The organism is Arthrobacter sp. Alg241-R88, assembly GCF_900537115.1.
Lineage (GTDB): Bacteria > Actinomycetota > Actinomycetes > Actinomycetales > Micrococcaceae > Arthrobacter.
Window position 1 is genome coordinate 439,049 of record NZ_UNRG01000002.1, and the last position, 21,767, is coordinate 460,815.

General features: G+C 59.4%; 20 protein-coding genes and 1 pseudogene. 11 read left to right on the top strand and 10 right to left on the bottom strand.

The genetic code is table 11. The annotated features are described in order from the left end of the window. Nucleotides 1–171 precede the first annotated feature (171 nt). Nucleotides 172–336 carry a hypothetical protein gene (locus G6R19_RS06795; protein WP_163163582.1) on the top strand — a complete coding sequence of 55 codons (165 nt, stop codon included), beginning with the start codon at nt 172–174 and terminating at the stop codon, nt 334–336. Nucleotides 337–1,399: 1,063 nt separating this feature from the next. Here the strand turns inward: G6R19_RS06795 and G6R19_RS06800 are convergent. Further along, complete coding sequence (locus G6R19_RS06800) at nt 1,400–1,762, bottom strand: hypothetical protein (protein WP_163163584.1); 363 nt, start codon at nt 1,760–1,762, stop codon at nt 1,400–1,402. Nucleotides 1,763–2,458: 696 nt separating this feature from the next. On the opposite strand from G6R19_RS06800, the gene G6R19_RS06805 reads away from it, so the two are divergent. From G6R19_RS06805 to G6R19_RS06815, 3 genes are all read left to right on the top strand, one after another. Further along, entirely contained in the window at nt 2,459–2,695 is a 237-nt protein-coding gene (locus G6R19_RS06805) for a hypothetical protein (RefSeq protein WP_163163586.1), read from the top strand. 235 nt (nt 2,696–2,930) lie between these two features. Next, nucleotides 2,931–3,455 carry an RNA polymerase sigma factor gene (locus G6R19_RS06810; RefSeq protein WP_163163588.1) on the top strand — a complete coding sequence of 175 codons (525 nt, stop codon included), beginning with the start codon at nt 2,931–2,933 and terminating at the stop codon, nt 3,453–3,455. A 104-nt stretch (nt 3,456–3,559) separates the two neighbouring features. Continuing rightward, the gene (locus tag G6R19_RS06815; protein ID WP_163163590.1) at nt 3,560–4,528 is read left to right on the top strand and encodes a hypothetical protein; all 969 of its coding nucleotides are present in this window, start codon (nt 3,560–3,562) and stop codon (nt 4,526–4,528) included. A 154-nt stretch (nt 4,529–4,682) separates the two neighbouring features. Here G6R19_RS06815 and G6R19_RS06820 read toward each other — a convergent pair whose 3' ends face one another. The 3 genes from G6R19_RS06820 to G6R19_RS06830 form a co-directional block, all read right to left on the bottom strand. After that, nucleotides 4,683–5,366 (bottom strand): DUF4166 domain-containing protein, encoded by a 684-nt coding sequence (locus G6R19_RS06820; protein ID WP_163163592.1) that lies wholly within the window; start codon nt 5,364–5,366, stop codon nt 4,683–4,685. A gap of 1,078 nt (nt 5,367–6,444) precedes the next feature. Continuing rightward, a complete protein-coding gene (locus G6R19_RS06825) occupies nt 6,445–6,636 on the bottom strand; it encodes a hypothetical protein (RefSeq protein WP_163163594.1) in 192 nt (63 codons plus the stop codon). 1,096 nt (nt 6,637–7,732) lie between these two features. Next, complete coding sequence (locus tag G6R19_RS06830; protein WP_163163596.1) at nt 7,733–8,170, bottom strand: hypothetical protein; 438 nt, start codon at nt 8,168–8,170, stop codon at nt 7,733–7,735. Nucleotides 8,171–9,927: 1,757 nt separating this feature from the next. Between G6R19_RS06830 and G6R19_RS06840 the strand changes: the two genes are divergently transcribed. The 4 genes from G6R19_RS06840 to G6R19_RS20370 all read left to right on the top strand — a co-directional run bounded on the left by G6R19_RS06840 (nt 9,928) and on the right by G6R19_RS20370 (nt 13,750). Next, nucleotides 9,928–11,373: an MFS transporter gene (locus G6R19_RS06840; RefSeq protein WP_240341785.1), complete on the top strand. Its 1,446-nt coding sequence runs from the start codon at nt 9,928–9,930 to the stop codon at nt 11,371–11,373. 21 nt (nt 11,374–11,394) lie between these two features. After that, nucleotides 11,395–11,724 (top strand): carboxymuconolactone decarboxylase family protein, encoded by a 330-nt coding sequence (locus G6R19_RS06845; RefSeq protein ID WP_163163600.1) that lies wholly within the window; start codon nt 11,395–11,397, stop codon nt 11,722–11,724. A 936-nt stretch (nt 11,725–12,660) separates the two neighbouring features. Then, the gene (locus tag G6R19_RS06850; protein WP_163163602.1) at nt 12,661–13,185 is read left to right on the top strand and encodes a hypothetical protein; all 525 of its coding nucleotides are present in this window, start codon (nt 12,661–12,663) and stop codon (nt 13,183–13,185) included. Between the two features lie 301 nt (nt 13,186–13,486). Further along, entirely contained in the window at nt 13,487–13,750 is a 264-nt protein-coding gene (locus G6R19_RS20370; RefSeq protein WP_240341786.1) for a hypothetical protein, read from the top strand. 207 nt (nt 13,751–13,957) lie between these two features. On the opposite strand, the gene G6R19_RS06860 is transcribed toward G6R19_RS20370, so the two are convergent. Beyond that, nucleotides 13,958–14,647: a hypothetical protein gene (locus G6R19_RS06860; protein WP_163163604.1), complete on the bottom strand. Its 690-nt coding sequence runs from the start codon at nt 14,645–14,647 to the stop codon at nt 13,958–13,960. Beyond that, nucleotides 14,644–15,138 carry a DUF2199 domain-containing protein gene (locus tag G6R19_RS06865; RefSeq protein ID WP_346010077.1) on the bottom strand — a complete coding sequence of 165 codons (495 nt, stop codon included), beginning with the start codon at nt 15,136–15,138 and terminating at the stop codon, nt 14,644–14,646. Before G6R19_RS06865 ends, G6R19_RS06860 begins: the two co-directional genes overlap by 4 nt. Nucleotides 15,139–15,388: 250 nt before the next feature. Here G6R19_RS06865 and G6R19_RS06870 point away from each other — a divergent pair, with 250 nt between their 5' ends. After that, nucleotides 15,389–15,943 carry a suppressor of fused domain protein gene (locus G6R19_RS06870; RefSeq protein WP_163163608.1) on the top strand — a complete coding sequence of 185 codons (555 nt, stop codon included), beginning with the start codon at nt 15,389–15,391 and terminating at the stop codon, nt 15,941–15,943. A gap of 208 nt (nt 15,944–16,151) precedes the next feature. Here the strand turns inward: G6R19_RS06870 and G6R19_RS06875 are convergent, their stop codons facing one another. Beyond that, on the bottom strand, nt 16,152–16,472 hold the full coding sequence (locus tag G6R19_RS06875; RefSeq protein WP_163163610.1) for a hypothetical protein: 321 nt from the start codon (nt 16,470–16,472) through the stop codon (nt 16,152–16,154). A gap of 623 nt (nt 16,473–17,095) precedes the next feature. Next, nucleotides 17,096–17,521: a hypothetical protein gene (locus G6R19_RS06880; protein WP_163163612.1), complete on the bottom strand. Its 426-nt coding sequence runs from the start codon at nt 17,519–17,521 to the stop codon at nt 17,096–17,098. 613 nt (nt 17,522–18,134) lie between these two features. On the opposite strand from G6R19_RS06880, the gene G6R19_RS06885 reads away from it, so the two are divergent. Beyond that, nucleotides 18,135–18,908 (top strand): class I SAM-dependent methyltransferase, encoded by a 774-nt coding sequence (locus tag G6R19_RS06885; RefSeq protein ID WP_163163614.1) that lies wholly within the window; start codon nt 18,135–18,137, stop codon nt 18,906–18,908. A 112-nt stretch (nt 18,909–19,020) separates the two neighbouring features. Here the strand turns inward: G6R19_RS06885 and G6R19_RS06890 are convergent. Beyond that, nucleotides 19,021–19,435 (bottom strand): annotated as a pseudogene (locus G6R19_RS06890) (VOC family protein). 223 nt (nt 19,436–19,658) lie between these two features. On the opposite strand from G6R19_RS06890, the gene G6R19_RS06895 reads away from it, so the two are divergent. Then, a complete protein-coding gene (locus G6R19_RS06895) occupies nt 19,659–20,687 on the top strand; it encodes a DUF808 domain-containing protein (RefSeq protein ID WP_163163616.1) in 1,029 nt (342 codons plus the stop codon). A gap of 32 nt (nt 20,688–20,719) precedes the next feature. On the opposite strand, the gene G6R19_RS06900 is transcribed toward G6R19_RS06895, so the two are convergent. Next, nucleotides 20,720–21,583 carry a CPBP family intramembrane glutamic endopeptidase gene (locus G6R19_RS06900; protein WP_163163618.1) on the bottom strand — a complete coding sequence of 288 codons (864 nt, stop codon included), beginning with the start codon at nt 21,581–21,583 and terminating at the stop codon, nt 20,720–20,722. Nucleotides 21,584–21,767: the final 184 nt, after the last annotated feature.

Below are 21,767 nucleotides of genomic sequence, written 5' to 3' on the forward strand. Positions count from 1 at the left end.
GTCCGGTGAAAGTGGAATTCGGGGATATCGCCGCACTCACCGGCTAGTCCGCGCGCAACACTGAAGGTCGTAAGGCATGCCCGACCGCCATCCTCGACCAAAATCGCCTGCAATCATCGAACAGCGTCCGTAAAAAGCGTAAACCTCAGTTACAACCCCCTTGGAGTCCGAGTGACTATTCCTGTTACCGTCCACGTGCCCGATCACCGTGTGGAAGAGTTCTACATCCGCTTTGGAGAGTTCATGGCCGCCGTCCCTAATCCCGATGCGCCCAGCCAGCTGCAGTCCGGGATTGTTCCCTCCTGGGTTGGCATATTTTCGGTGTCTCATAACTAACAGCTGCTACGCGGATTCGACCAGTTTGTTTCGAGACATAGTTATGAGAATTGCCCATGCGATGGCACGTCCCGAATTCTGCAGAAAATCTGCGACGGTGCAGGTCAAACGCCTCTGCACTCGTTGAGACGTCTCGTTTCCCAAGGGTTACGAGACGGTTTGCTGGCTCCAGTCGGGGGACCTTCACTGAGTGATAAATCGGGCAGGTCATATGGGAATCAGTAAGGAGGACCTCGCCACGCCTGATCTTTCAAACCAGCCGTGCGGTGACCGACCGGCTTACGGGACGACGTGCGGACAATCCTCTTCCGGAGCCGACCACCGGGAGCAGGGGCTTCTTTCACGTACTGGGTCTACTAATTTGTGTTTCTTGCACTAGGCCGAGTAGCGCGATGAATGTAGCCTTGGCCCAGTTATGGAAGGCAAATTACGGGCTAATTGACCAAATCTGGAGAGGCCATGAAACCGCTTGAAGCGCCCCGAGTAATGCTCGTGTTTGCGGGGATTGGAACTTTGATGTGGGGGGCTTTCGGACTAATGGAGTTGTTTTCAGACGACGCTTCCTGGCGGATGTATGCCTATTTCCTGATGACTGCAGCTTGCCTGTACATGGTCATCCGGGCTGTCCATACGATTCGCCAAAGAAGGCGTTCAGAGCTGTGAGTCATTGGTTTCCCACACGGGCGGCTGTTGTTCACGTCCCGTTGGAGCTTCCCTTCGGTCACCCTCAACGTCTATCTTGATTCTTCGCCTTTTGGCCTCCGCGCAAGGTGGTGAAAATGAGGATAATCATAGCTGCGGCGGTGAACCACATATAGGCGGATCCCTGAAGGATGAGGGCGACAGCGATAACAAGAATCACTGTAGCTAGTGCAATAAGAACCCATCGTCCCGTGCTCATTGATTCACTCCTAGGTGGATTCGATGAAGCGTATTGTCGAGCCTCTCACGGTGGATCCGGTGGTACTAGGCCGAGCACGATGCATAAGGGCCAAGAACAGTGGACTATGAGATCGGACGGTTCCGAAAGTGGTTAGCTGATAGAGAACTCGGGGCCCCTACTTCAGACCCCGCCGCTTCCCTTAACTTTCATGCGCAGCTCACTGACAATCTGTGAAATGGGTCCGAAGAGTTCTGGGCTCGACAATTCGAACAGCGCTTCCGCAAGAAAAGCTCGCTCGACATCGGCAAGTTCAATATCGTCAAGAGTATGGACGGCCTCGGCCCAGCGCTCAATGGATTCGTCGTCCAGACATCCGGCAGCATGGAGGTCCAACACCTGCCGAAGCCCTCGCAACGTGAGGATCACGGGCTTTGTCTCGCCCGGAGCTTGAATTTTCGACAGACGTTCCAGGACGCTGCCCACCGGGAAACGAAGCTCCAGCAGGTCATGAAGAGCCTCTTCGTAGGCGTTGTAGTTTGTCATCGGAGCTGCCCTTCATTCGAATGATGGTGGCGCCCGCAAGTGCCACCTGAGAGGATTCTCGTCTCTACTATCCCGAGTCAGACAATCCTGCCGCCATTCATCGGCTCGGAATCAGCATTTGCGCGAAACTGTCTCGTAGAGGGTTCCATTGAGGGTTGCCGCTACGTGCTTCCCTGGACTCTTGGGGCTTCCTTGAGCGCCGGTGCCACTGCAATACTTGCCGAATGACAGAGCCCGGTTCTCGCAACATGTGGCTGCGCATGACAGACAGGGCAGGCTTGACCGAACCTGGGAAAAAACCGCCGGCGCAAAGTCCCAAGTGGCTCCTGTTCCAGACAATCCTCTGGTCCGCGTCGTTCGTACTGTGGTTGTCATTTGTCATCCGTAGCGGAGGACAATTGAACTTCCTGCACGGTGCCCTGGTTGTCATGTCACTTACCCTGGCAGTGGCTAACTTCCTTATGCTTATGAAGTCCAAAAGGCGGTAAGCCCACGCTGCCTTTGCTCGCCCGGCGAGAACATTTTTCTGCCTTCGTTGTTCGCGTCCTGGCGCAGTACGGTTAGCAATTTGCGGGCTGCTGCCAAATGCGGATGTATCCCGGCGCGACTTGTCCCGATATGGGTTGCCCATAAAACCGGCCGGTTATGGTGAGTGCAACGTCGTGCCGGGCTGAGGCCCTTGACTCCTGATTGGACGTGATCAGCATCGAAGCAGTTCCATTGGTTTCACTTATTGTTTTACTCGGCCTCACCATGATCTTTGCCTCCGGCCCTCTCACAAGGCTCGGAGCGAAAACTAACTTCTTCTTGCCCGATGATGAGACGGCTCAGTATCAGCGGCGAAAAGAGCGGAAAGCACGGCAGTACGGAGTTTTCACCGTCACGGTAGGGGTGGCATTCGCCATTTACTACTTTCTCATCCGCGCCTCATAGGCCGGGGAAGCTCATGGACCGAACCGTGTCTCAGACTGACCGCTTGGCGTTCCTCGAAAAGCGCAGCAGGGCACAGCCCTTGGCCTTAGTTCGCCCCCTGTGTGACGAGACTGCCAGCCAATGAGAAGACGACGGCGCAGGCTAGAGGCCCATTGCTGCCGATGGCGTGCGGCTCGATCCCAAATTTTTTTCTGATTCTCGTTACACTTTCGGGGCTGCCGGACATTAACGGGGTATGAGCTTGCAGACAGACCAAGGGGATCGCGTGGATTCGGGCAGGCAGAAGCGGTTCCTGGCGGCTCATGCGGCTTGTCATGACCGTGTGTATCGTTATTTCCGGCGCCGAACGGAGGACCCGGCTACGGCCGAAGACCTTTCCGCGGAAGTCTTCCGGATTGCCTGGGAAATATCCCGTCAACACGAGGACCTGTCGGTTTTGGTGGTCTTCGGCATCGCCGGAAACGTCCTCCGGAACCACCGGCGTTCAGCCGCACGCTCTGCAAACCTCCTCCAGCATCTAGAGGGGCAACGCACTCACGACGAGGTTGCGGAAACAACCGTCCGGGAGGCGGTGGACCGGCTCAAGCCCGACGACCGTGAAGTGCTGCTCCTGACTTACTGGGACGGTTTCACTTCCAGCGAGGTATCGGACCTGCTCAATGTCAGCGCGACCGCGATCAGGATGCGTCTGCACCGGGCCCGGAAAGAACTAAGCAAACTACTTCAGACAGAGCGAGAGTCAGAGGAAGCACAGCGATGAGTCAGAACGAAAAATCCGTCATTCGAGGCTTGAAAGCAACTGACCCAGCCCTGACCATAACTAACGATGAGCTGGCCCGTAGCCGGGCGAGAAGCCTGGCAGTCATGGATACCGATGTCACGCACATCGCCGTCGGCGGATCCATCGAACGTCTCGGTACCCGCCCAGCCAGGCGTCATTGGGGGCGCGTGGCCGGATTCCCGCGCAGCTCCGGGAATTCAGATTCCCGCTTGCAATTCAAGGGCGCACCGGCGCCTCGTCCCATCGCCAGGCGTGTCCTGCTGGCCACCGCTACGGCTGCCGTGGGGGTCCTTGTCGTTGGGCAGATCAGCATCACTGCTCAAAGCGCCCACGCCGCTGGGGTTCTGCGCGCTGCGGCAGTGCAATCTATGACGTTTGTGGATCCGGTAGCCAAACCGGGCGAATACCTACTGGTCCACACACACGCCAATTGGAGTTTCACCAGCCAGGACACGTCCGGAAACATGAGTACGAGGATGAATGCACAGACCATCGACGTCTATGTCCCCGGCAACCGTGACGAGGAATGGGTGCTCGACCGGGACTGGGGAGACGTGGGCCCCGCCCCCGTGGATGACGGTGTAATCCGGGCTGAGGACGGGCACTTTTATGGAGGTCCTTGGACACCGCTAAGTGACGAAGAGCTGGATGCCCTGCCACGCGATGGGCAGGCGTTGTACGACCACTTCAACGCCCAATATCAGGGCGGTTCTGCCTCCCGCGATGAGGACAACTTTGTCCGTATTACTGACCTTCTGAGGCTGGGACTCGTCCCCGCTGAACTCCGTGCAGGTCTTTATGAGGCCTTGGCCCTGATTCCAGGCGTAACTGCCAGCGAACAGACGAACTTCGACGGCAAGGTGGGCATAGCCATAGGCCGCACAGAACCTCTTCGTGCAGGACAAAGAGCGGAAATGATCATTGACCCGGCCACGGGCCTGGTCATAGGCGAACGAAGGATCATGACGTACGCAGCCTTCGGCTTCGGCTCTAACGAAGTTATGGGCCACACCGCCATCGACTACCGAATTGTGGATAAGGCACCCCAATAAGACGACTACACGGTTCTTGTTTCACTGAAGGTTCCCCTTCAAGGTTTGCTGGTGCTGGAGATCGCCAAGCACAAGCGAACGGACGGCGACTTTCCTGAGCTGTTCACCCGCGGCAATATGCCAGCCGTCTCATTTATCGTTCGGTGACGGTCTCTTATTCGCGGCGTTCTTCTCTCACAGGTTTGAGGTGCTCGGGGATTCCACCGTCTTGGAGGGCCGGATAGGTGCACGTGAACTCGCCGCGGTACCCGAAGAGAAACCCGAGGATAGGGTTCCGGACCTGCATCTGGATTGTGAACACGCCTCGGGCATCATCAAAGCTCTCGTAGAGGTCTGCCGTGCCTGTGCAGACGGCGGGAAACTCGAATGCCGCGAAGCCTTCGTAGAACCGCTGTGCCGCTGACTGCAGATGTAGTGACCCGTCAGCCATGACCTCCAAAGCCAAGTCAGTAGCAACGTGCTGGTGGGTGCCGAGGTAGTCGACAATGCCGCCGGTATCGTTGCTGTGCACCATGGTCGCGTCGAAGCGGCGACGTTTGGAGTTGGTTAGTTCCAGAGTCCTGACGAAGGTGACGGTAGGCCGGCCGAAGCCATCGATGTATGGGTAGTTCTCGATCGTGAAAGGAATGTTCTTTCCCTGGTCGGGAAAGAGTATGTTGCGGTACGCCCCCAGCTGCAGAAACGGGACTGTCCACCACGCCCCACGGCGGACTTCGGAGAAGGTCCCGCGTCCCACGCACGCGTAGCCTGCTTCCGTGTCAACGCCAAAGCGCTTCTGCAGCATTGGGTGCAGACGGTGGAAGTCATCGCCGAGTGCTAACTCAAATATTGACGCCACGGTTATTCCTGCCCTCCCGGGTTGGCGCTCAGACCAGGTGTGGCTGGTTCAGGCAGATCAGCAAGTGCTGACGGGGCACGCCCGGACCGCGAGTCGGGCGCCTGCCGCAGGCAGCGTCTTGCGCGGGGTACGGTCCAGTGGGGTGGCAGCATCAATGAGGCCGCCCCTACTGTCAGGCCGAGTGCTGCGGGGCCGGCGGTTCGTCCCGCCAGGGCGCGGCGGAACAGGACGCAGGCGGTGAGAACGCCGCATGACCTGGCTGCGGCATCGATCAACCAGTGGTTGCGGGAGTCGCTGGGCTCAACTTCAGACTCCGCCCACATTCTCAGGCGGTCAAAGCTTATTGCCGTCGCCCACCCCAAGGCGGGGCGGAAGACCCAGGAGTCCAGGGCCCTTCCGAGAGCACCCATTCCCGCTGATAGTTGTACCCCGTTATGAACCGAAGACCGTCCTCTGTTGGGATATAGCGCCAATAACCGGAGCCAGGCCCGATGGGTGACAAAGGGTCAGCAGTGTCGAATTTCAAAACCGAGGTGGCCTGCCCATCGGGCCGGAACCGGTGCCCTAGGGATGCACCCGTTCCTTGGATGACATATAGGGGAAGGCGGAACTCATAACGGAAATGAAGAAGTCCCTGGTCGTCTTGCTCAACCGGGGTGATTCGGGAGAACCGCAAATCCCATCGAGGGTGCAAATCCGGGTCCTGGCTAAGCTTCCACGCCCGATCCATTGCGGCCCGAATGCCAACCTCAACGTAAATCGGCCTACGTGACACAGAAACTGGCCGGCGCATTTTTCCCCCCACTGCAGCATCATAAAGGCAGCACGCGCACGACCACTAAGGCCTACACAACGCACAAGTTCTTAGTGTCACCACGATCTGAATGCCAACAAGACCAACCGTCCCGTACAAGGTTGGTTTATGACAGGCCGGTTGCCCGTCGGGGGAATTCCCTTCTGGCTCTAGGAGGGAACATGATTCGCACCGGTCATAGCTTCCATACCAACACCATATGTGCCGGCCCGGCGGGACCAACCGACCGCTACAGGGGCCTTGAAGGATAGGGGAAGCAAGCTTTCAATCTTTCGCCGGCGGGTTCGTCAGGAATGATCCCAGCCGTTTGCCGACCTCTGCCGTCGTCCAGAAGGAGACTTGCTGTTGCCCTTCGGGGGTTTCGATATTTACTTCAATGGCGAAGCCCGGCACATCTCCTACCGTCCGGCTAACGCCGAACCCATCCATGCGGTTCTGAGGGAGGTCTTCTCCCATCAGAATGCAAGGATCCTCGACACCCGTGCCACCGTGCAGCATCCAACTCGCTCCCTGCTGCAAAGCGGCCCGATGTCCGTCGCAAACAGGAGCTTCCCTCCGGGACCCTGGGATCAACTCGAACGCGCCAGTAGGTGCCTCAGAGCAGCGCAACACAGAACAAGTCGTCATGCTTGTGATGGTATCTACCGCCACTCCACACCGAAGCATTCCGTGGGTTCCAATCAAATCCCGGAAACAGTGCCGTAAAGGGTTCCCCTCGGAAGCTAACCAGGCCACGAGCTTGCTCCTGCAGTAGGCTGGCATGGTCCTTCTGGGCAGATAAATCTTTGGGGGAAGAATCATGGATATCGTCTTGCCGGTCGTTTTCGCGGCCATCTTCTTTTACGTCCTCTATGGAGTAATCCGGGCGGCGACACGAGATGGCATCCTTGCGGCTAAGCAGGCCGAAAGAGATCGCGCTGCTAGTGAAGCTGATTCCCTAAGCCATAGCTGAACCGTCGATGTCTCGGTGAAGGTTACACAACCGGTTTGACCAGTAGCTTTCAGCGCTGTCGTAGGCCTACACCTGGGCCCTCGTTGCGCTTGAGCAACTTTCTGCTCGAGAAAAAGTTGATGGCGGCCAGGCAGAGGAATATAGCGACGAGGAGATAAGACCAAATCTGGGCCTCTCCTTTTGACGAGAGCGCTAAGCCCGTCCAGATCGCTGCCCCTACCAGATACAGGACCGTGACAAACAGACGCATCCTTGGATACGGCGGAGTCTTTCTGTGCTCAGACCCGAATTCGTCATCACGCATGCCCAAACCCTAACCGCACCTATGAATACAGGACAGCCTTCGTTGGATCGGTCTCGGCCCCGCTCCACCACATACCCGATTCCCGGAGGGTGGAAGCAGCTAGCCCATTCGGTGTCTCGAAACCTTGCCGCCTCGAAACCCTAGGGTTTAGAAACAGCTTGCCTGCGACGGTGCCGGCGGCCGGTAAAGGATCCTGCACTGGGCGCCTCAAAAACAGTTTGCGGCCCAAGGGCGCCGGAATCTTTATTAGTGCCGCCTGTCATGTGGGTCCCTGCAAGGGTGCGGGGAGGTTCCCGCTATGTGCCTACGCTGGCGTATTCGCCGTTCAGCTCCTTCGCAAGTCGTTCGGCGTTCCAGGTTGAAGGTTGTCCACTTCCCAGGCGGCTGAAGTCGACGACCATCCAATTCATGCCGTGTACGAGATGGATCTTGCCCTGATTCGAGTCAGACAAGAGCCGGTAGCTTTCCTGAAGGGCCTTTTGATCCGGGTAAAGGTCTAACTGGACATTCTCAAAGCACAGTTTCTGTGCTGACGTCAGCGGAACACCGTCACCTATCGGAACGATCGGTTCGCCAGCAGGATCAGCTTCACAGCCCAGGATCTCATTGACGGCAACGTAAGCCTCATCGATAGAACTGAAAGTTCGTAAGTTCTCGCCTCGCGGTTGGTCCTGCGGCGCACACGCCGTGAGCGGGACCGCCACCAAAAGCGTTGATACGGCGACTTCTAGCAAACATCCACGCTTCGTCATTTCTACCCCCCAAGCAGAATTGTTGTGTTTCCCAGCCTAAAGCTGCAGCAGAACCGAAGCGCCAGTTCAGCTATTCCGCAATGAAACCGATATGCGGATCCTCTCGAACAAGCTGAACCCCTTGTCTCATAACCTCAGCGCCTCAAATCCCTAGGGATTTGAGACGGCAGGGCTTTGATAACCCATCAGAGGTTCCTCCCCTGGATCCCAGACGGGAGAGCGCGGGCGCATATTGGAATATCCACTTCTTCCTTCAGTCCTAGGATATGGCTACGCTCAAGCCATGGAACCTGACAGGCCCCGCAACAGGACGCGTTGAAAGCGGCCGGCTGCTACCGCTTCTTCACAGACACTAAGGGGACTGATAGATAATGGTCTTTCCAAAAAAGGGCCAAGTTTGGACTTACCGGGAACGTTCTAGGTTTCTTGCTATTACTAGCGCGCTGCCCCTACTCATCTTCCTCATCCTTGGGATCTATAACAGTTACATGCCGCTCATCGTGATTTCCAGCCTTGGATTGATAGCGGTAATCGGCCGACTGGTTAGTACTGAACGCTGGTTTCGCGACTAGCCCTAGTGCTTTTACAGCGCTCACGCAGTCGACTGTCTGAGTATTCGCGTCGCTAGCTCCTGGCACCTCGGGACTGTCCAGTCAAATATTGGTTCCGAGCGGAATTCATTCCTCCCTGAAAGCGGTGCCGAAGGTGCTCGGGGCCGATCGGAGAAAGACCCCTTTGCCAAGATCCGCGCCGGTAGCGGGGCGCCAACAGACTCAGATGATGTTCGTGCTGGAAACTGCCCGTAGAGGGTTTCCTTCTGAGGGGGACGACTCTTTCTCCAGCTCGGTGTCCCGAAACCTCTGTGCCTCGAAACCCTAGGGTTACGAGACACTAGGGGGCGCTTCGTGGGAGGACCCCAGCTGGCAGTATTTTCGCGCCTTTGCCTTTCTATACCCCCAGGGGGTATATTCGGGTTGTTGTCAGTGACATGGTGTGTCCCGGCCGGTGTTCTGTGCCCGCCTTTACAGCCGTCATCCCCAGCACCCATTGATGCTTCGTCAAGGAATGGAAACTGACGTGTTTGAATCTGAAAAACGCACTGAGCTGCCTCTCGCCTCGTCGGCTGGAGGGTGCGGCTGCTGCTCATCCGAACCATCCTCCTCGCGCGTTGGCACCGGCGGCGTTGAGTTCACTGTTGAAGGTCTAACGTGCGGGCACTGTGTCCAGACTGTTGAGAAGGCTGTCTCGGCGCTTGAGGGTGTGGAATCTACCTCCATCGAGCTCGTTCCCGGCCGCCCTTCCCGTCTGGTTGTCAGCGGTCCAGTCAACGGCGGCGCTGTCCGTGATGCCGTCACTTCCGCCGGTTACTCCGTTATCAGCAACTGAGCCGGTAGCACGCCGCGGTTCCCCAGCAGTCAACCGTGCGGAATCGCGGTCTCCCTTTTGCTCCAGGACTTGAGCGGCCGAAACGCTGTGCCAGGCCATCATTCCCCGTGGCCGGCAGCGGCGAGGCCGTGGGCGCAGGCGTGCTGAAACCCGACAAGCTGCACCGGCCACGGCGACGAACGAGGCTTCGGCCTGGGCAGCACCGCCAAGCAGCAATGGGGTGCTTTGCACCCTTCACTGCCGCGGCAGCTTGTCCCCAAAACTAATTTTTCGGCATCCATGCGGGATGCGTGAGCAGACGAAAGTCACTGCGCGCCCCCGCGCTGCCTCCCCATATTTTTGAAGGAAATGTTGTGACAGAGAAAACAGGACAGCGGCGGGGTTTGATACCGCTGCTGGTGATAGCCGCCGCGCAGCTGATGCTGGTGCTGGACGACTCCATCGTTAATATTGCTTTGCCGAGCATCCAGCAGGAACTCGGGATCGACGCCGTGCATCTGCCCTGGATCGTGAACGCCTACATCCTCGCGTTCGGCGCCCTGCTGCTCCTGGGCGGGCGGATCGGCGACCTCTACGGGCGCCGGCGTGCCCTGCAAACGGGCCTCGCTATCTTCGTGCTCGCGTCACTGGTCGGCGGTCTCGGCCTGAACAGTGGGGCGCTCATAGGCGCCCGGGCCGTCCAAGGGCTAGGAGCGGCCCTGGTCGCGCCAAACGCGCTGGCCTTGATCGCCACCACCTTCGCCGAGCGCAAGACACGGGACGCCGCCCTGGCGCTGTACGGCGCGATGTCCGGCCTCGGAATCGTGATCGGCCTGCTCCTCGGGGGCGTGTTGACCGACACCCTGGGCTGGCGGTGGGTCTTCTTCATCAACATCCCCATCGGCATCCTGGTGCTGCTCGGCAGCCGCACGCTTGTTGAAGCCGAGCGTCACCCGGGCAGCCTTGATATCAGGGGCGCAGTGCTGGGAACCGGCGGCATGGTTGCCCTGGTGTATGCCATCACCCGCTTTGGTGAAGATGGTTTCACCGACCTGATCGGGCTCGGGCTCCTCGGCGCCGCACTGGTGCTGCTTGCAGCATTCATCGCTACGCAATCCCGCAGCCGCACGCCGCTGGTCCCACTGAATTTGTTCCGGGACCGCGGCCGCGCCGGCGCCTACGCGTCCATGCTGTTGCTGGCCGTCGGGCCGATGGGCACCTTCTATGTGATCACCCTTTACCTCCAGCAGGTACAGCACTACAGCCCCTTGCAGACCGGCGCGGGCTGGCTTCCTTTCGCTGCCGGGATAGTCGTCGGAGCCGGCGCTGCCCCCAAACTGCTCAACAAGCTGGCTCCGCGCACCATCGCATCAGCTGGCGCCCTGCTCAGCGCGGCGGCAGCCTTCTGGTTCTCCTTCATCCAGGTAGACACGAGCTACTGGCTGCACCTTGCCCCGGCCATGTTCTTCCTCGCCCTCGGGTTCGGCCTCGGCGTCATCGCCCTGACCCAGGCCGCGGTCTACAACACGGCATCCCACGAGGCCGGCATTGCCTCCGCACTGCTCAACTCTGCGCAGCAAATCGGGGTGGCCCTGGGACTGGCGGTTCTGGCTGGCATCGCCGCAACCGTCACCGGGACGTCCGAACCCGGCGCAACAGAGGCCACTCAACTGGTCGCCGGGTACGGTAGTGCACTCGCCGTGGCCACCGGCATGCTCTCAGCAGCTGCACTACTGGCCGCCACCACCCTGCCCGCCAAACCAACGGCACAAGCCGGTGGCAATTCCGCTGTGGCTGCGGTTGACCAGCCGAGCCACTAGCACCCGACGAAAGGCTAACTAATGCATGATCACCAAGCAGATGCCCAGTACATGAAGGATCTGAAGGAGAGCGCGCCGGAGATGGTCTCCGCGTTCTTTGCGTTCGACAAGGCGGTTTTCGGCAAGAAGACCGGCGGCCTTGACCCCCTTGTCCGGGAACTCATCGCGGTCGGTGTCGCGGTTACCACCCAATGCCCCTTCTGCATCGAGGATCACACCAAGCGTGCCGTCACCGCAGGAGCCTCCAAAGCCGACATTGCGGAGGCTGTCATGGTTGCTACCGCATTGCGTGCCGGCGGTGGAGTAACCCACGGGTGGAAAGCGATGAGAAGCATCGCCGAAGGGGACTGAATAACGCGAAGCAGGTACGGACATGCGGGTCGTTGACCTGGAGGAAGCGCAGGAACGGCAGACAACCAGTGTCTCGAAACCTCTGTATCTCGAAAAACAAGGGTTATGAGACAGCCTAGGTGCCTCGATTAAGAGGCGCTGACCGGGAGGCTAATCGGACAGGTCATACGGGCTCCCGGCCGCCAGGGGCACACGAAGGCGAGAACTCAAGGCGGTGTGCCCTTCCAGCGACCGGCTATCGGGACGACGTGCGGACGGGCCTCTCCGGCCAAATCAAAGAGAACTACTAGAGAAAATGGTGTTAAGCCAGCGATTCACCTAGGAGTAGGCTCCCGTCATGGGGATCAATGAGGGGAATACGACCACGCCGCTTTCAGCCATTTTTTTCAAAACAGTCATCGTCGGCGTGGCAGTAGGAACTGCACTTTCCGTCATTACACATCTACTGCCGCTTGGCAGCCCCGGTCTCGATGCTGGCAAGCTTTCGCTGGTTCTCCTATCTGGAGCCAGTACGGGAGCGGTACTTGGAGGCGGATCCGCAGCTGGTTCTCTTGCCCTGCATTCCCTGACCAAGAAACTTAAAAGACTTACGCGGGCTCTTGCCGCAGGGGTTGGAGGAGCATTAGGAATCCTCGTTCCCCCGCTTGTAGCTCTGGGACCTTCCGCGCTAGCCAATACTGCAAGTTGGTGGCTCCCGCTCGCCATGATTGCAGGAGCAGTGTTTGCAGTTGTGACAACCCGACCACTACGTACCGAGTCCGCCCCAGCAGAGAAATCTGTCTACTGAGGGTTTTTCGGCTGGCCACGGTTTCTTGCCGCCGAAACCTGCAGGAATGATTCAATGAGCGGATGAAGGAGCCCTGGTTCAAAGATCCCCTACTGCTGCGTTCGATTCCTCTGAGTGCCCGTCCTTCCGCTCAGCGGACAATGCGATTCTTGGATCGACCCGAAATCTCCACCTCTACCTGCCTAGTCCAGGACACAAACTGGCACGTGGCCGATTACCCGGAGATTTACGTCGAAGGCGAGCTTGTGCAGATCCCCTACCGCATCCACTACTCCTGGCCCCAAGAGCATGTGATGTCGCGACTCGCACCCGATGAACAGCTAGTCCTTGCCTGCTGGATGACCCGGCACCACGACGGGCGGGCACGGCAAAAAGCCCTGTCCCTGGTCTTCGCCTCGGACGTCTCCTGGACCATCCCCTTCGTAGTTCAACTCTGCGGCGAGTACGTCATCGAGGTAGGGGAAGACGTGTATGACTTCCTTAACCGCGACCTGCCCCACCGGCCCGGCCTCCAGGAGGCTTACAAAAAGTTCTTGGTTGAAAATCCCGAGTTCCTCAGCCTCACCGAGCAAAGGGCAATGAGCTACTGGCTGGATGATTACCAAACCAAAATGCCGCAGGGCGACTACCCTCAGTTAGCAGCCCTGAGGCTTTTGGAGCACCTGTCTAGCTAAGACCAAACCGCGCACAAGCAAGATTCCCAGTCCGAATGCGAAGGCTGTCCCATGGAGGGTTAGATAATCGAGCCGAGATCGGATGAGAGTAGCATCGTGCTACAGAAGAGCCTGAGGGGGCAGCGCCATCAGATACCGCAAATTTCCACTTCTAATCGCTGTGCTCATACCCGGACTGGTCCTCAGCAGTTGCTCAGACGCCTCGGGGTTCAAAGCACTGGAGCGTGTCGCTACACCGGACGATGCGCTTCCTGATGGCGCTAACTTCGGTCCCGAGACAAAGCTGGACAAAGTTCTCCTTGTGGCCGAAGCGAACGGCAAGAAATACTTCCTCGGTCAGGACGATCAGGAGCTTCGGGCATGCCTCGGCACCTTTCCTGTGAACAACCCAACGGGTTGGCACAGCGGATGCGTAAGTGCCGGAACACGTGAGGGAGAAATCCTTAAAACTTATGGACCTGATCAGGAAGCGTCCATTCTTGTTACGGACGGGTACGACACCAAAGAGCTAGAGCAATCCGGCTGGACGAAAATCCACGAGAATATTCTGGTCTCCGACGGCTAGAGCAGGCCTACCAGTTCAAGGACATCTAGGCTCACCCTAGCCGTAGGGCCATCGGCGGCCCCGTTGCAGGTTCCGGCTGAGGACGGCCGACTCGTTCTCTGAGCCCGTTCGATGTCTCGAAACCCCTGCGTTTCAAAACCCTAGGGATACGGGACACAGGGGTTATAAAACAGGGCCTCAGCACCAATCCCCGTTAGGAGACCGGGGCTAGACGATGCCTCCGTTATTGAGCTGCGGGTGCCGGGAGCGGCGGGGGAGGCTCCAGGCCCAATATGTGATCATGAGTCCAGCCGTCGCGGCCCCGCCCGCATATACCCAGGGCGAGGACCATGACCCTTCGGGGGTGGGAATGGCAAAGGCAATCACGACGGCAGCCACGGCCAGAAGTACCTCCACGGCCGCTTGCAGAGGCTTGGCCCGGTACTCAGGGTAGGCCAGTCGGACCAGGGGGACTATCGGGAGCAGGAGTAGGCCGAGGCTGAAAATCACCCAGATGATGTTGAACGTGAAGAGCGCCAGGCCCAGCACCAGCAGCCCAAGGAATTTCAACACGTCCACGGCCCGGAGCGGGTTTGCCGTAGTCGATCGGCTCAGCAGCAGCCCCCAGGCCGGAAGCCCGAGCAGCCAGCCGCCGCACCAAAAACCCAGGTCCAGCAGCGCCAGGACCACGAGCAGGGCACCGGGAAGCAGGAACGCCGCGGCCTGCCCCGGTGACGGGAGTTTGCCGGTCGGGCCGAAGATGCACACCCCGATTAGCACGTAGGTGGCCACGTACCCGGGCAATAGGTCGATCACTGGCACCTGCGTCAGGCCGAACACCAGAAGCGTCAGCGAGGGCACCATCACGCAGACCGCGGCGAACGGCCATTGGTGGCGGACTCGCCGTTGCTGAATCACGGCAGTGACGTCACGATGTCATGTGGCCACTCCCGGGTTAGCACCTCGTTCAGCTCCTCATTCGAGCTGGACACACAGTAAGGCGTCTGGTCCACGTTGAGGACAGCCAAATCTACTGGCACGGCGAACAGACCCCAGGGCTGGATCCTGTTAGCCAGGTACCCAGTAAGTTTCAGGTCGGCGTACTGGGGCGCGTTCCAGACCCTGCAGGCGTGCTGGAGGTCATCGGGGTGGATGGCAATCCAGACCCCAAACCGGAACTCGTGCCCGCCCTGCAGCTTGATAGGAAGCAGGGCACGGACGAAAGGACTGATATTCGGGATCTGCATGAGCGTGGCCTTGTTGGGGTCAGGGTCGCTCAGCCAGCTGTCCTCGACCCGGTGCTGTTCAGGGCTCTCTAGCACTGGATCCGGGAGACGGAACCGAACATCTCTATCGTGGGCCGCCAGAGCTTGCCCGCACATCCCGCACGCGCGATTCTTACCGAACATCACATCCCCCAATTTGTAGTTGCTCAGGTGAGTCTACGTCGCGGGTCCAGGCGAACTAGCACAAGGTAGCCCGGCCTAAAACGAGTGACTCCTCGGTCGGACTTTCATGCGGATACGATTCGGGTTGTCGAGCTGACTTTGGCAGTACCCGGATGGATCAGGGGCTACAACGAGTCTGATAACTCTAGCGATTTGAGACGGGAAGGTTTCGAGACATCCGCCCTGAAGTGGATGTTGCTAGGGTAGCGAGGTGCCCACTCGCGTCGAGCAGTTCGTCTCCCACCTGGACCGTCTTAGCGGTGGGATCGAGCCGCGATTCTTTCCATTCGAAGCAGTTCGTGATTTGCCCCCTGTGACTGTGATGGTCTACGACGACGTTCCCGAATCCGGGATGATTACAGGATTCACTTATGGCGTCAGCTTGGCTGACCATCCCCACTGGCAACTTGGTAGGCCTGAGCTCTGTATCAGCGTAAAGTCTGATGACCTCCGCTGGCCACTTGTCCTCGGGCACATCGGAGAGACCCAACGTGGAGATAACCCGTTCCACTACGGCGACACGATCAATCTCGGAGAGAGGATCGCGCCCGACTCTGCAATGACTGCCTTCGTCATCTTTGCACCGGCCGTCCTGGAGCGCGCGGATTTTGCCGACATCAACGTTGGAGAGACTCGACCAATCAACATTTGCTGCCTCTTCCCAATCCACGAGGCCGAGCGCCGTTACATTCACGATCAAGGGCTCGAGGCTTTTTGGAAGCTCGGCTGGGACCCCTATGACGTAAAAAGGCCCTCCGTCGTCTGACATACCCTTGAACCCCATCACTTCCGGTTCAAAGCGGGGACGCAACCCCCCCGGTCCTGGTGCTCCATGTCCTCTACCCAGGCACGTGACAGCGGACCTTCGCCCAAGAACTTTGCCGCCGATGTGCGGTCTGAGAAGGGCACGGGCCCCTTTAGGGTTCGTCACCTGGATCCCTGCAGGGAATCCAACTCAGCCATCTAAACGGGGACTATTTGGTGAACTTGCTACCGAGTACTCTGCCTGTCTCCGAGTCGATAGCAACGCGGTACCCATTCCAGGTGTTGGCGAAAACTTGGCCGGCACCCGACAAGTCCATCGATACGTAGCACTCCCGAGGGCCTGTATCCGGAAGGTCCGCTACCCACACAGTCTCCCCGCAGTGGCGAAGCTTTACGAGATTGCGAACGGGGCCATTTCCCATCTCCATGTAATTCAGCAGGACAACGACGGACTCCTCACCGGGCAAGTCTTGGATATCCAAAACGGTCACCCCAAGTACCTTTCCGTCGTTGCTGATCTCCTTGAGCATTTCTGAAGCCTACGCTGCCTACGGGAGGCACTACTCCCTGGGCATAAGTACCGCGCTGCACCCAGAGAGACATCGCTGTCCCTGCGCGTCGGGTTCGCTTCAAGTGTTCGTTCAGCATTCCCACTCCGGCTGTCTCGAAGCCTCGGCGCCTCGAAACCCTAGCGTTTCGAGACGAGCACCTTTACGACTCTGGGGCATGCCGTTGGCCACCGTGGGTGTGTGTCACGAGTTGCGGAGGAACCAGAACGGCCCTTCCGGCAGTGCTCGATACAGTCTTCTGACAGCCTGAGAGGATGCTGAGGTGCCGACATCTTGGGCTGAACCCATGCCGCCTCGGTAGAGACTGCCGAGAGCATCCGAAGTGCCCCACGGAGAACGCGCCGGTCCCTGACGCCGGCGAACTGTCCATCGGGCGAGTCTGCAGCGTGGTTCCGATGCTTGTCCTGCTCCGTTTGTGCGACAGACCGTACTTCTGCAACTGCGGAGATGATTACGTGCCGGACGGCTTCGACGGTTGTCTCGTGCTGCTCATGGACGAGTCCTACGGGCTTTGCCAACTCGCTTTGAGCCGCAGCCTTTCGCGCCGGCTCACGCACACCGGGCTCGGCTACGACGTGACGTCGTCAGCCAGCAAAAAACCCACTAGCTTCCAAAATGGACCTGGCGAAGGTCCATTGCCCAACCACGCACCCTAAAATCATGACTGGAGCAAGAATGTAATACGCTATTCGCGATCCTTTTCCCATGTGATGCGAATCTGGCTTGGCTCCTGAACGCCATAGCAGAAATAGCAGGATTAGCGATGGAAGCATTGCAGCAGGCACGGGAATTCCCGCTCCGCTCCGATTGAACCTCCCCTCGTAAGGCATCCGCGTATCGATCGGAACGCTCAAGAAGACGAAGATTGCGATTCCCACACAAACCAAAAATGCAAAAGCACACAACTGCGTCTTGAGCCTCACCGCTCGCTTACCCAGGCGCAGGTCTCTCTCAGTCAGACCTCCGGGACCTTCTGGTGTTGAACCAGCATTGAAATGCTCATCTACCATGATGGATTCCTCCCTGGCTCTCTCAGGCTTGCTCTCCTTTGAATCTACCGCTGTCTAGGATCGCGCCGAAATCCGCCCCATCCACCACGGTCTTGATGACCCTTGTGCTTTTCCCTGCAAAGACGCGAATCGGTTCAGGTCCAAGTCCGCGCCGTCGGTGAAGCCCAGAGCTTCGTAAAACGATCGCTGCCTTGGTTCGTCATCTGTGATTAGAACGGTTTGCCGGACATGCTGGTATTTCTCCAGGACGCGGGAAAGCAAAGCCCCCCACTCCCTCTTTCTGGAACGCTGGCTTCACAAGATGTCCTGCAAATAGCAAATCGTCGCGTCGTCAGAAATTGCCCGTACCAGACCAGCCAGCTCACCGCAGACCGGGCGCATACGACAAGCGAGGAACCTAGGATCGCGCTAAAGAGCAGCCCCGGATCCCTCGTATAAGCAGACCAACCCACAGATTCGTAAAGAGACAACACCTCAGCATCGTCGAGATCGGTGGAAGAATTTACGACGTAGCCAGACATCGGACCCGAAGAAGGTTCCTCCGCTGGATCCATTGCCGGACAAGCGGATATCCCAAGCAGTCACTTCTATGAATCGTGAGAACATCATTTGAATGACCGACGATACTTTGCTTGAACTGCCGCCCCTATATAAGTCCCTAACCTGGCTCACCCCGCTCTCCGAGGAACGTGCCGCTCACCTTGTGGCATTCCTTTCCGACCCGGCGCCGGCTGAGGTTCTGGACATGGGGTGCGGATGGGGCGAACTACTACTTCGGGTTTTGGCGTCGGCCCCGCAGGCACGGGGACGCGGAGTGGACAGTGCCTCCGCATCCATCGACCGAGCGAGGCAACAAGCATTGACTCGTGGGCTGCTCAATAGAGCGACGTTTGATTTGATGCCTGGGGTAGAAGCCCAGGATCGCCCCGCAGACGCTGTCATCTGCATCGGCGCGAGCCAGATCTGGGGGCCGTCGGTAGAGGACGCGCAGCCGCTCGACTACGCCGCAGCCCTGCACGCCCTTCGAGCTCTGGTGCTCCCCGGCGGCCGACTCGTCTACGGCGAGGCGATCTGGTCAGCAACACCTCATCCGGCTGCTATCGCCCCTCTGGCTGGACGTGATGACGAGTACCTAACAGCAGATGCGTTACGCGAGCAGATCCGCGCCGCTGGTTTCGAGGTGGTGGACGACGACCATGCAAGCGTTCTGGAGTGGGACGTCTTCGAGGCCGGATATCGCGACAGGTTTACCCGGTGGCTAGAAGCACATGATGTCGACCATCCCGCCGCAGACCAGGTCCGTCGGCAATATGAGGAACAGCGCGCTGCTTATGAAGAGGGCTACCGAGGCGTACTCGGGATGGCGTATTTCTGCCTAAGGGGGTAGGAGTCCACAGCAACTCACCGTCGCCTGGCGTACAGCCCGTATGACCTGTCCGATTAGCCTCCCGCTGAGCGTGACATGCCTGTCCGATCAGGGCTCCTCGCCTGGACCCGGGTCAGTCTTGTTTCAGTTTTTCGGCGACCATCACCAGGATTCCGCTGGGACCGCGGAGGTACGTGAGCTTATAGAGCTCGCCGTAGGTTGCCACGCCACGCATCGGACGACACCCGTGCTTTGCAGCTTCGTCAAGGGCCTTGTCGATGTCGTCGACCGAGAAGGCCATACTATGCATGCCTATATCGTTGGGACGGGTTGGCTCCGACTCGGTCGCTTTGGGGTGGATGTATTCAAAGAGCTCAAGCCGACCGTAGCCGTCCGGGGTCTGCAGCATCAAGTCCAACGGCAGGGTCAGTCCATTCCCCGCTGACCGTGTCACGGCCCACGACCGTAAGCCCGAGGTCGGTGGAAAAGGCGATTGCTGCTTCGAGGTCGCGAACAGCGATACCGACATTCCCAAGTTTGATGGGCAGGTGTCGAAACCTACCAAGGCCGATCAGTTACCTCCAGTGACGGGCGGGACCTGATTAAACAAGCCCCGCGAGCCAGTTCAGGGGCGAGCGACGCCCGGGGCTTGCCAGTGCCAGTGCCCGTCGCGGACTGCCCGCCACCGTATAATCTGAGCATGCTGATTACGCGCCGCAAACGAGGCTTCCACGCCCAGCTGTCCATCCTTGCGCAGTGCGGGAGCGGTCTGTGAGCGGCGGTCTCGTCGCCCTGCTGGACGACGTCGCAGCCCTGGCCCGCATAGCGGCCGCCTCAGTGGACGACGTCGCTGCCGGGGCCGCCAAGGCGGGGGCCAAGGCCGCCGGCGTGGTGATCGACGACGCCGCCGTCACCCCGCAGTACGTCTCCGGGGCGGACCCGTCCCGCGAACTGCCGATGATCAAGAAGATCTTCTGGGGATCGCTCCGGAACAAGCTGTTGATCATCTTGCCGGCACTGCTGCTGGTCAGCGCCTTCGTCCCCTGGGCCATTCCGTTCATCCTCATGCTGGGCGGCACCTACCTTTGCTACGAGGGCGCCGAAAAGGTCTGGCACAAACTCCGCGGCCACCACACCGCGGAGGAAGATGCGCCGGCGGTTGAACGCGGCCCCGAGGCTGAGGCCAAGGTCATCAAGGGCGCGATCACCACGGACTTCATCCTGTCCTGCGAGATCATGGTCATCGCCATGAACGAGGTGGCCGCAGATTCCCTGCTGTCCCGGGCAATTATCCTGGTGGTCGTGGCCCTGGTGATCACGGTGCTCGTGTACGGTGCCGTCGGACTGATCGTCAAGATGGACGACATCGGCCTGCACCTTGCCGCCAAAGATTCAGCGGGCGCCAAGCGCTTCGGCGAACTGCTGGTCAAGGGGATGCCCGCCGTGCTGGCGGCGATCACATTCATCGGAACCATCGCCATGCTGTGGGTTGGCGGCCACATCATGCTGCAGGGGGCCTACGACCTCGGCTGGCACGGACCGTATGACCTGGTCCATGTCCTCGAGCACCCCTTCGCCGGGATCGCAGTGGTTGGCAGCTTCCTGGCCTGGCTCGTGAACACCTTGTGCTCAGCCGTTGTCGGGCTCGCTTGGGGCATCGTCGTCATGGCAATCGTGCATCCGCTGCTCAAAGCGCTGCCCTTCGGCAAAAAGAAGGGCAGCCACGAGGAGGGCGACGTCCGCGCCGAACTCGCCGGCTACCGGCCGACGACGAAACGCAACGCCGATCCCTCCTCCTAGCTCACACGCCACAGGGAAAGTCAGTGCGTCCGTCAGGCGGGGGCTTGTGGGCTATCGCCGTCCGTCGCAGAGGTTCGCCCTAGGCCGGCGGCGGGATGCTGTGCTGTGCGGACGTCGGGGTCCCCACCGGCAGGTGCCCGCTTAAGGCGGGAGGCGCGGAAGGCGTTGGCTGCGGCAACCACTCCCAACAGGAGGATCAGGGCGGCGATCTGCTGCCACTCGCCGTCGAATACGTCCAGCTTGGTTGACATTGAGGCGTTGAAGGAAGCGTGCAGCAGCCCCACGATGAACAGGCTGTACCCCGTTCCCAGGTAGGCGATTCCCATGAGTAAGCGGAAGAACGGGGCAAAAAGGAACAGGACCAGCCAGGAGATTGCCACGTCGCTCCAGGGCGTGCCGGAGAAGCCCCTCTCGGCAAAGGCGAACGGCAAGTGGATGAGTGCGAACGGGATGGCGGTCAGCAGGGCGGCAGTAACCGGTCCGCGCCGGTCCATGATCCGGTCCTGCACCACGCCGGTCCAGGCGAGCTCTTCCCAGATGTTGCCCAAGAGGGCACCGATGATCAGGGTGTTCAGCAGATAGTTGCCTAGCAACAGCCCCCAGCCACCGGCGGGCGGGTGGAACGTTCCGGTGGCTGCAGCAATGAGCACCGTTAGCGCGGGAAGGCCCAGCAGTGCTGCCACGTACCAGGCCGGGGCCACCCTCCAACGGAAAGCCCGGCGGAACAGCTCGCGGACCGCGGGTCTGCCGTCTGCGACGCCTGTGACCAGGATGGCCGTTCCCAGCAGTATCAGCAGCTCGGCGAGGATTCCCGGCAGGATGTCCCCCAACAGTAAGAGGGACAGGATCTGGCCGGTCCAGGACAGCAGGAGGACGATGAGCACGAAGGCTGCCACCGGATGATGTTTGATGAGGGACAGGGGAGCGCCACGAGCACCAGGCGAGCTCATCAGCAATACCGCCGTTCAGATTTTCCGGTTAGGGAAGGCACCGCAGCGCATGCCGCCACGTGCCGAAGAAGCGCTGAGCCGCTGACACGGGAATCAGGACCATTCTCTGCCCTCAATGAACCGCGGACAA

Excerpts from the sequence above, each read along its gene's own strand:
- G6R19_RS06875 (WP_163163610.1), bottom strand. The coding sequence starts at position 16,472 with ATGCTCAAGGAGATCAGCAACGACGGAAAGGTACTTGGGGTGACCGTT.
- G6R19_RS06815 (WP_163163590.1), top strand. The coding sequence starts at position 3,560 with ATGGATACCGATGTCACGCACATCGCCGTCGGCGGATCCATCGAACGT.
- G6R19_RS06885 (WP_163163614.1), top strand. The coding sequence starts at position 18,135 with ATGACCGACGATACTTTGCTTGAACTGCCGCCCCTATATAAGTCCCTA.
- G6R19_RS06880 (WP_163163612.1), bottom strand. The coding sequence starts at position 17,521 with ATGGTAGATGAGCATTTCAATGCTGGTTCAACACCAGAAGGTCCCGGA.
- G6R19_RS06845 (WP_163163600.1), top strand. The coding sequence starts at position 11,395 with ATGCATGATCACCAAGCAGATGCCCAGTACATGAAGGATCTGAAGGAG.
- G6R19_RS06825 (WP_163163594.1), bottom strand. The coding sequence starts at position 6,636 with ATGGGAGAAGACCTCCCTCAGAACCGCATGGATGGGTTCGGCGTTAGC.
- G6R19_RS06800 (WP_163163584.1), bottom strand. The coding sequence starts at position 1,762 with ATGACAAACTACAACGCCTACGAAGAGGCTCTTCATGACCTGCTGGAG.
- G6R19_RS06810 (WP_163163588.1), top strand. The coding sequence starts at position 2,931 with ATGAGCTTGCAGACAGACCAAGGGGATCGCGTGGATTCGGGCAGGCAG.
- G6R19_RS06865 (WP_346010077.1), bottom strand. The coding sequence starts at position 15,138 with ATGTTCGGTAAGAATCGCGCGTGCGGGATGTGCGGGCAAGCTCTGGCG.